We start from the raw sequence: 8352 nt of genomic DNA, 5'->3' as shown, positions 1-8352 counted from the left end.
CTCCGGTGGTGCACCGGTTTGATCGCATACGGTTGAGCCACAACATGTCCCGGGCGCGTTGGACGACGCGCAGAGGATCCTTGACGGTGCCGACCGCAGCGGTGGGCCTGCGCCCGAAGACGAAGCACAGTTCGTTGGCGAAGACGTTGGCCCCCCCCGCGACCGGATCAGCTTCTGGTGCCCGAATTGTCAGGCACCGTAGCTCACTTCGAGCCGGGCAGCGCCAGCCGGCAGATCTTCTTGATGACCGAGAAGAACTGCTTGGGCAGCGGTCCGCTGTTGTACGGCAAGCCGTAGCGCTGAACGATCTCCTTCACCTCACCGGAGATCTCGGCGTAACGATGCGCCGGGATGTCCGGGAACAGGTGATGCTCGATCTGGAAGGACAGATTGCCACTGAAGACGTGGAACCACTTTCCGCCGGTCAGATTCGCCGAACCCAGCAGCTGGCGGTAATACCACTGGCCGCGGGACTCGGCCTTGGTCTCCTCGACGGTGAACTCGTGGGTACCCTCCGGGAAATGTCCGCAGAAGATGATGGCGTAAGACCACACATTGCGCATCAGGTTGGCGGTCATGTTGCCCGCGAACACGAATGGCGCGAACGGACCGGCCAGCAGCGGGAAGGCCACGTAGTCCTTGATGGTCTGCTTCTTGACCTTCGCCCACATCTCGACGAACGTCTCTTTCTTGTCCCGCAGCTTGATCTCACCGGAGCGGATGCGCTCGGTCTCCATCTCGTGCAGGGCAACACCGTACTGGAAGAACACCATCAGCAGGAACGCGTAGACCGGGTTACCCAGGTAGTACGGGGTCCACTTCTGGTCCTCGCTCATCCGCAGCACGCCGTAGCCGATGTCACGATCCAGATCGACGATGTTGGTGTAGGTGTGGTGCATGTAGTTGTGCGAGTGCCGCCACTGATTGGACGGGCAGGCCGAATCCCATTCGAAGTTCTGACCGCGCAACGCGGGGTCGCCCATCCAGTCGTACTGACCGTGCATGACGTTGTGGCCGATCTCCATGTTGTCCAGGATCTTCGACAACCCCAGCATCACGGTGCCGACCGGCCAGGCCGGCGGCAGGAACAGCAGAGCTCGGCCGCCGACCTCGAGTCCGCGCTGCCACTTGATGATCTGGCGGATGTAGGTGGCGTCACGCTCGCCCAGATCGGCGAGGTGGCGTTCCCGGATGGCGTCGAGCTCGGCACCGAACGCCTCGAACTGTTCGGCGGTCAGACCGTACTTGTTGGTGGAAGTAGTGGAGCTACGGGGCAATTCGAGCGTGGTCATTGCTTGTCCTCTCGCTTCGCGGGGTTTCTACAGGTCGATCTCGACGTCACCGACGGGTGCACTGACGCAGATTCGGATGTCTTCGCAGTCTTCGGTGGACACCGTGCCGTCGAGCAGATTGCGAACGGCACCACGGGTTTTGGGACGGGTGCAGCTGAAGCAGATGCCCATCCGGCATCCGCTCTCCGGCTTCAGTCCGGCAGCTTCGGCCTGCTCCAGCAGCGTCTGGCCGCTGTCGCTCACCTCTACACCACTGCCCGTGAAGGTCACCGTGCCACCGGTGGCTTCGGTGGGCATGGCGAACACCGGCGGAACAAAGCTCTCCGACCGGGCGTCCGGGCGCACCTCGCGCACGGCGTCGACGAGGGCGGGCGGACCGCACACGAAAATGGCGTCCGGATCAGCGATGGCGGCGGACAGGTGATGCGGCGCGAAGTATCCGTCCAGATCCGCGCCGGTGTCGCTGCGGGTGTAGCCGTGCAGCACCCGCACGCCGGGCATGGTGTCCAGTTCGTCGCGATAGCACGCCTCGTCGGCCGACCGCGCGTAGTGGATGAAGGCGGCCTCGCCGGTGAATCCCTCTGCTTTGAGGGTGCGCAACATCGACAGCACCGGGGTGATGCCGCTGCCGCCGGAGACGAACAGGATGCGCCGGGGCCGATCGGCGGGCAGGACGAAGTCGCCGCCGACGGAGTCCAGGCCCACGGTCATGCCGGGTGTGGCGTTCTTGTACAGGTAGGTCGACACCAGACCACCGTCATGCAGACCGACGGTCAGTTCGAGGAGGCGGCTGCCCTCGGCGCTCGCCGGGGAGTACGGGCGGGTGCGCCGGCGGCCGTTGATCTCCACCGACAGGTTGATGTGCTGCCCCGCGGAGAATCCGGCGAAGGCGGCGTTCGGTTCCAGCGTCAGGGTGACGCTGCGGGAAGTCTGACGACGGACGGCCACCACTTTGGCGCGGGCCGCGCCCTTGATCCACGCCGGATCAACGATCTCGGTGTAGCGGTCGACGCCGTGAGGTCCGGTGAGCAGATCCAGCAGCGGCGACCGGAGCACCCGGTCCCTCAGCTTGCGCGTCAACGTTTCGGTGAACATATGTACACTGTGAGCGTGTCTCGCCCGGTCAGTCAAGGAAAATCCCCAGCTTGTGATGGTCATTACACGGTGAACATTCGTACTCCGAACTCACAAACGTTTGATGACTCGACGGTCGGGTACCCGGACCAAAAAGCGGCGGTAGGCTCATTGGCTGTGGAAAGCGACGCGCACAAGTCCCGATCTGGGCGTTCTGGTCGCTCGAGTAGCAGGTCACGTTCCTCGCGGGACACCTTGTCTCGCGACGAACGCAAAGAGGTCACCCGCCGTGCGATCGTCGCCGCAGCACTGCACCTGCTCGAAGAGGGCAGCTTCACCGGCCTGAGCCTGCGGGAGGTCACCCGTGAGGCGGGCATCGTGCCCGCCGCCTTCTACCGGCACTTCGACTCCATGGAAGCGCTCGGTCTGGTGCTGATCGACGAATCCTTCCGATCACTACGCGACATGCTGCGCGGCGCCCGGGCCGGAAAGCTCGACCCCAACCACGTCATCGACTCCTCGGCCGAGATCCTCATCGCCGGCATCAGCGAGCGCCGCGAACACTGGCGCTTCATCACCCGGGAGCGCGCCAGCGGCGTCGCCGTCCTGCGCTACGCCATTCGCACCGAAATCCGGTTGATCACGTCCGAACTCGCCATCGACCTGGCCCGCTTCCCCGGTATGAAGGACTGGAGCAGCGAGGACCTCAACATCCTGGCCAACCTGTTCGTCAACGCCATGATCTCGATCGCCGAGACCACCGAGGACGCCGCGGACCCGTCGGCGCAGGCGGAGATCAAAAGGATTGCCGTCAAACAGATGCGGATGATCGCCGTCGGAGTCAGGGGCTGGCGCAGCGCCGTCTGATTAGGGTGGTCTGATGACGAACCTGGACCTGGCCCGCCCCTGTCCCGACATCGCCGTCATCACGCTCAACCGGCCCGACAAGCTCAACGCCCTGTCCTCGGATCTGGTCGAGGAGTTACACGCCACCCTGGACGACATCGCCGCCGACAACGATTGTCGCGTTGTCGTACTCACCGGAGCGGGCCGCGGGTTCTGCGCCGGTCTGGATCTCACCGACCCCAACCCACCCGCGGCGGGCGGCGGCACCGAGTTTCCGCGTTCGGGCATGCGCTGGCAGGAGCGGATCGCAGCGCTGACCGTCAAACTGCACCGACTGCGCCAGCCCGTCATCGCGGCGGTCAACGGCCCGGCCTATGGCGGCGGGTTCGCACTGGCGATGGCCTCCGATATCCGCATCGCCGCCGAATCGGCACGGTTCTGCACCCAGTTCATCAAGCTGGGCATCGGCGGCTGCGATATCGGGGTCAGCTACACGCTGCCCCGCATCATCGGGGCGGGCCCGGCGTTCGACCTCATCCTGACCGCCCGGACCGTCGACGCCGCCGAGGCGCTGCGGCTCGGCATGGTGACCCGGGTGTCACCCGACGGTCAGGTACTCGACGACGCCCTGGCGATCGCCGAAACCCTCTGTGGATACGGCAAATTCGGCCTCGAATCGACCAAACAAGTGCTCTGGGCGAACCTTGACGCGGGATGCCTGGAGACGGCGCTGCACGTGGAGAACCGCAGCCAGATCCTGGCCTCGCAGAGCGGGGAGATCCGGCAGTTCGCTACCGCCTTCGCGCAGCGCAAAAAGGACTAACGCGGTGTTCCACCGCCGTCGACGATGACGACCTGGCCGGTGATGTAGCTGCCGGCCCTCGAACACAACAGCAGCGCGGTGCCGACCATCTCATCCGGGGTCGCGAGGCGGTGCATCAGCGTGTTGGCCGTCATGGCGGCGATCGCCTCCTGCGGGTTGTTGCGCATCATGTCGGTGTCCACCGGCCCCGGCGCGATCGCGTTGACCCGGATCCCCAGCGGCGCGAACTCGGCCGCCATCGACCGGGTCACCGACATCAGCGCCGCCTTACTGGAGGCGTAGATCGACAACGCGGGCGCGAAGTTGAACGCACCCACCGACACCATGTTCAGCACCGCGGGCGCCGTGCTCTGCTTCAGGTACGGCAGCGCATGCTGAACCAGGAACACCGGACCCTGCAGGTTCACCGAATACGACTTGTTCCACGCCTCGACCGTCATCGACCCGATCGGCTGTGCCAGCGCGTTGGCAGCGTTGTTGACCACCACGTCGATCCCACCGAACTCCGCCACCGTGCGGTCCACGAGCGTCGCCAGATCGTCGACGTTTCCGGAGTGGGTGGGCACGCCGATCGCCTGGGCACCCAGAGTCCGGAGATGCTCGGCGGCCGACGCGCAGGCGTCGGGCTTACGGCTGGCGACCACCACCCGTGCTCCGCCGAGAGCAAACCCTTCGGCCAGCGCGAGTCCGATTCCCCGGGTGCCGCCGGTGACGATGACGGTGCGGTCGGACATGTCGAACAACTGGTCAAACCCGGCGCGGTCCATGCCGGTCAGTAGATCAGACCCCGACCGCCGGTCGGGCAGTCAGTTCACTTGCAGCATCAATTTGCGGCAGTGCCGGTAGTGTTTGCGGGCGTTGCGGGTGCACCAGCATGGTGACCACGAGAAGCGCCCCACACGACGGAGGTAGATATGCAGGTCGCGGGACGCAATCTCGGCTTGATCGCGAAGTCAGCGCTGGACCGTAGGCACTATGTCGCGGCCGCCAACATGGTCAAGCTCTACGAGCACCCGGCCGAGATGTTCAAGCGCTACCTGCTCGGCAAGGGCACCTACCCGTGCACGGTGCGAGTCCGCACCCCGCAGTCCTGGCTCGACCTTCGCTTGCACACCGGACATGACCTGCTGACCGTCAACGAGATCTTCTGCCGCAACGACTACCTCGCCGACGCCGCGGACACCGTCATTGTCGACTTCGGCTCCAATATCGGCATTTCCGCAGCATATTTCCTGACCCGCAATTCCGCGGCGTACACCTACCTGTTCGAACCGCTGCCGTCCAACGTGGCGAAGCTCAAGGAGAACCTCAGCCCGTTCGAAGGGCGCTATGAGGTGCGCGAGGCCGCGGTCGGCACCAGCGACGGCGAGGTCGAGTTCGCGTGGGAGGAGTCGGGCCGATACGGCGGCGTCGGCGCCCCCTTCGGCAACACCCTCACCGTGCCCCTGGTGAACTCCCTCACGGTGCTCGAGGATGTGATCGCCAAGCACGGCAAGATCGACATCCTCAAGATCGACATCGAGGGGCTGGAAGCGGCCGTCATCGACAACATCCCGGTCGAGTTGGCACGCAAGATCAAGAAGCTCTACGTCGAATACACCTTCGACACGAACCCGCTTGCCGAGACGCACGACTACTACGACTACGGCGCCATCGCCCAGTTCACCCGCAAAGCGGTCTGAGCACCCGTCCACTGTCGAACTCCCGGTGCTCGCCGCTGAGCGGATCGTCGAACGCCAACCGCTGCGCCAGCAGCTGCAGCGGATGGGAGAAGTCACCGGGTGCCACGTCGATGATGTCCGGATAGAGCGGGTCGTTGGCTATCGGAATGCCGATGGAGGCCAGGTGCACCCGCAGCTGATGGGTGCGTCCGGTCCTCGGCGTCAGCCGGTACAGCCCGTCACCCAGCGCTTCGACGTACGTCTCGGCATTCGGTTCGCCGGGTTCCTCGAAAGCCTGTAACACACTGCGCTGCTTGATGATCCGACTCGTCACCACAGCCGGTAGCGCGACGGCGGGCGTTCCGGCGGCGCGCGCCAGATAGGTCTTTCGCGCCCGTCCGCCGGCGAACATGGTCTGATAAGCGCCCCGCACCTCACGGCGCGCGGTGAACAACAGCACGCCCGCCGTGAGCCGATCCAGCCGGTGCGCGGGGCTCAGCTCCGGCAGATCCAATTCCCTTCGCAGCCGCACCACCGCCGTCTGCACCACGTGCGACCCCCGCGGCATGGTCGCCAGGAAGTGCGGCTTGTCGACCACCACGATGTCGTCATCGCGGTGCAGGATCGGCATCTCGAACGGGACGGGCACCTCGTCGGGGAGGTCGCGATACAGCCAGACGTCGGTGAAGGGCGGTAGTACCGTCGCCGCCGTCACCACGCTGCCATCGGTGCAGAATACCTCGCCCGCAAGCACTTTGGCAGCCGCATCCGCACCGAATCGGTCGGCGAGCTCGACCAGGACGGCGCCACCGCGCAGCCGCACCCGCGTCGCGCCGACGCCGTCGCGATCGGGCAGCGGGCCGATCACTTGATGGGCACCGGTTCCAGGATCTCGGCGCGCGCCTCCGGCGCCGCGGCACGCAACGCATCGGCGCTCTCGTCGTCGGGCTGCGTCTGCGACTGCACCTCGGCCTCCACCCGGGCCAGGTAGGTCGACACTTCGCGGTCGACATCCTCCGCACTCCAACCGAGCACGGGCGCAACGACTTCCGCGACCTCGCGAGCGCAGTCCACGCCACGGTGCGGGTATTCGATGGAGATCCGCATCCGCCTGGCCAGGATGTCCTCCAGATGCAGTGCCCCTTCTGCCGCCGCCGCATACACGGCCTCGACCTTCAGATATACCGGCGCATCGGTGATCGGTTCCAGCAGTTCGGCATTGCCGTCAGCCATGGCCAGCACCTCACCGATGAGCGAGCCGTACCGGTCGAGCAGGTGGCGCACCCGGTAGGGATGCAGCCCGTAGTGCGCACCGACGTGTTCGGTCTGATTGACCAACGCGAAGTAGCCGTCGGCACCCATCAGCGGCACCTTCTCGGTGATCGAGCGCGCCACCCGGGTCGGAACGAACTCCGCCGCGGCGTCGATCGCGTCTTCGCCCATCACCCGGTAGGTCGTGTACTTGCCGCCGGCGATGGACACCAATCCCGGGGACGGCACCGCCACGGCGTGCTCGCGGGACAGCTTGGAGGTGGACTCGCTCTCCCCCGCCAGCAGCGGCCGCAGGCCCGCGTAGACGCCGTCGATGTCGTCGTGGGTCAGCGGGGTGGCCAGCACCGTGTTGACGTGGGTGAGGATGTAATCGATGTCGGCCTTCGTCGCGGCCGGGTGGGCCAAGTCGAGATTCCAGTCGGTGTCGGTGGTGCCGATGATCCAGTGCGTGCCCCACGGAATGACGAACAGCACCGACTTCTCGGTGCGCAGGATGATCGCCACCTCGCTGACGACGCGATCCCGCGGCACCACGATGTGCACGCCCTTGGAGGCCCGCACCCGGAACCGGCCGCGCTCCTTCGACAAGGCCTGGATCTCGTCGGTCCACACGCCGGTGGCGTTGACGACCACATGCCCGCGCACCTCGGTCACGGCACCGTTCTCGGAATCGCGCACCTTCACCCCGGTGACGCGGTCACCTTCGCGCAGCAACGCCACCACCTGCGTGGAGGTCCGGACCGCCGCGCCGTAATGCGCGGCCGTCCGCGCCACCGTCATGGTGTGGCGGGCGTCGTCAACGACGGTGTCGTAATAGCGGATACCGCCGATGAGGGAACTGCGCTTGAGGCCCGGCGCCAGCCTCAGCGCCCCGGCCTTGAGCAGATGCTTCTGTGCCGGAACGGATTTCGCGCCACCCAGCTGGTCGTAGAGGAAGATGCCCGCGGCCACGTACGGGCGTTCCCACCACCGCTTGGTCAGCGGGAACAGGAACGGCAGCGGCTTGACCAGATGCGGCGCCAGTGTGGTCAGCGACAGCTCGCGCTCATGCAGCGCCTCACGGACCAGACCGAATTCCAACTGCTCCAGGTAGCGCAGGCCGCCGTGGAACATCTTGCTGCTGCGACTGGAAGTGCCCGAGGCGAAGTCCCTGGCTTCTACGAGCGCGACCTTGAGTCCCCGGGTCGCGGCGTCCAGGGCGGCACCCGCACCGACCACCCCGCCGCCGATGACCACGACGTCGAACTGCTCACTGCCGAGGCGCTCCCACGCCGTCGCGCGGCGCTGGGGTCCGAGCTGAGCTTGCCCATTGCCTGAGATCGGGTCAGTCACGGCGGGAAGCTCCTCGTGGTTACTCGTCGGTAGGCGTTGCCGGTTCCGAGCC

General features: G+C 65.9%; 8 protein-coding genes and 1 pseudogene. 3 read left to right on the top strand and 6 right to left on the bottom strand.

What is annotated here, in order from left to right; genetic code table 11:
- The 3 genes and pseudogenes from AC1DY7_RS22380 to AC1DY7_RS22370 form a co-directional block, all read right to left on the bottom strand.
- A pseudogene (locus tag AC1DY7_RS22380) lies at window positions 1-163 on the bottom strand (DNA glycosylase); the annotation flags it as partial.
- Window positions 164-203: 40 nt separating this feature from the next.
- Complete coding sequence (locus tag AC1DY7_RS22375) at window positions 204-1292, bottom strand: fatty acid desaturase family protein (protein ID WP_477495912.1); 1089 nt, start codon at window positions 1290-1292, stop codon at window positions 204-206.
- 27 nt (window positions 1293-1319) lie between these two features.
- Complete coding sequence (locus tag AC1DY7_RS22370) at window positions 1320-2387, bottom strand: flavin reductase family protein (RefSeq protein WP_477495911.1); 1068 nt, start codon at window positions 2385-2387, stop codon at window positions 1320-1322.
- 156 nt (window positions 2388-2543) lie between these two features.
- On the opposite strand from AC1DY7_RS22370, the gene AC1DY7_RS22365 reads away from it, so the two are divergent.
- Both AC1DY7_RS22365 and AC1DY7_RS22360 read left to right on the top strand, forming a co-directional pair.
- The gene (locus AC1DY7_RS22365; protein WP_477495910.1) at window positions 2544-3233 is read left to right on the top strand and encodes a TetR family transcriptional regulator; all 690 of its coding nucleotides are present in this window, start codon (window positions 2544-2546) and stop codon (window positions 3231-3233) included.
- A gap of 13 nt (window positions 3234-3246) precedes the next feature.
- On the top strand, window positions 3247-4035 hold the full coding sequence (locus AC1DY7_RS22360; RefSeq protein WP_477495909.1) for an enoyl-CoA hydratase/isomerase family protein: 789 nt from the start codon (window positions 3247-3249) through the stop codon (window positions 4033-4035).
- On the opposite strand, the gene AC1DY7_RS22355 is transcribed toward AC1DY7_RS22360, so the two are convergent.
- Window positions 4032-4802, bottom strand: a complete 771-nt coding sequence (locus AC1DY7_RS22355; protein ID WP_477495908.1) for an SDR family NAD(P)-dependent oxidoreductase — start codon at window positions 4800-4802, stop codon at window positions 4032-4034. The genes AC1DY7_RS22360 and AC1DY7_RS22355 overlap by 4 nt on opposite strands.
- Before the next feature lie 147 nt (window positions 4803-4949).
- On the opposite strand from AC1DY7_RS22355, the gene AC1DY7_RS22350 reads away from it, so the two are divergent.
- Window positions 4950-5717 (top strand): FkbM family methyltransferase, encoded by a 768-nt coding sequence (locus tag AC1DY7_RS22350; RefSeq protein WP_477495907.1) that lies wholly within the window; start codon window positions 4950-4952, stop codon window positions 5715-5717.
- On the opposite strand, the gene AC1DY7_RS22345 is transcribed toward AC1DY7_RS22350, so the two are convergent.
- Window positions 5698-6561: a pseudouridine synthase gene (locus tag AC1DY7_RS22345; protein ID WP_477495923.1), complete on the bottom strand. Its 864-nt coding sequence runs from the start codon at window positions 6559-6561 to the stop codon at window positions 5698-5700. The genes AC1DY7_RS22350 and AC1DY7_RS22345 overlap by 20 nt on opposite strands.
- Window positions 6561-8300, bottom strand: a complete 1740-nt coding sequence (locus AC1DY7_RS22340; protein ID WP_477495906.1) for a glycerol-3-phosphate dehydrogenase/oxidase — start codon at window positions 8298-8300, stop codon at window positions 6561-6563. The genes AC1DY7_RS22345 and AC1DY7_RS22340 overlap by 1 nt, the downstream gene beginning before the upstream one ends.
- Between the last annotated feature and the right edge of the window lie 52 nt (window positions 8301-8352).

It is taken from the genome of Mycobacterium sp. P2_H7 (assembly GCF_056403275.1).
This window is presented reverse-complemented; position numbering and strand designations above follow the sequence as displayed.

Coding starts and splice junctions, on each gene's coding strand:
- AC1DY7_RS22350 (WP_477495907.1), top strand. CDS start 4,950: ATGCAGGTCGCGGGACGCAATCTCGGCTTGATCGCGAAGTCAGCGCTG.
- AC1DY7_RS22360 (WP_477495909.1), top strand. CDS start 3,247: ATGACGAACCTGGACCTGGCCCGCCCCTGTCCCGACATCGCCGTCATC.
- AC1DY7_RS22355 (WP_477495908.1), bottom strand. CDS start 4,802: ATGGACCGCGCCGGGTTTGACCAGTTGTTCGACATGTCCGACCGCACC.
- AC1DY7_RS22370 (WP_477495911.1), bottom strand. CDS start 2,387: ATGTTCACCGAAACGTTGACGCGCAAGCTGAGGGACCGGGTGCTCCGG.
- AC1DY7_RS22375 (WP_477495912.1), bottom strand. CDS start 1,292: ATGACCACGCTCGAATTGCCCCGTAGCTCCACTACTTCCACCAACAAG.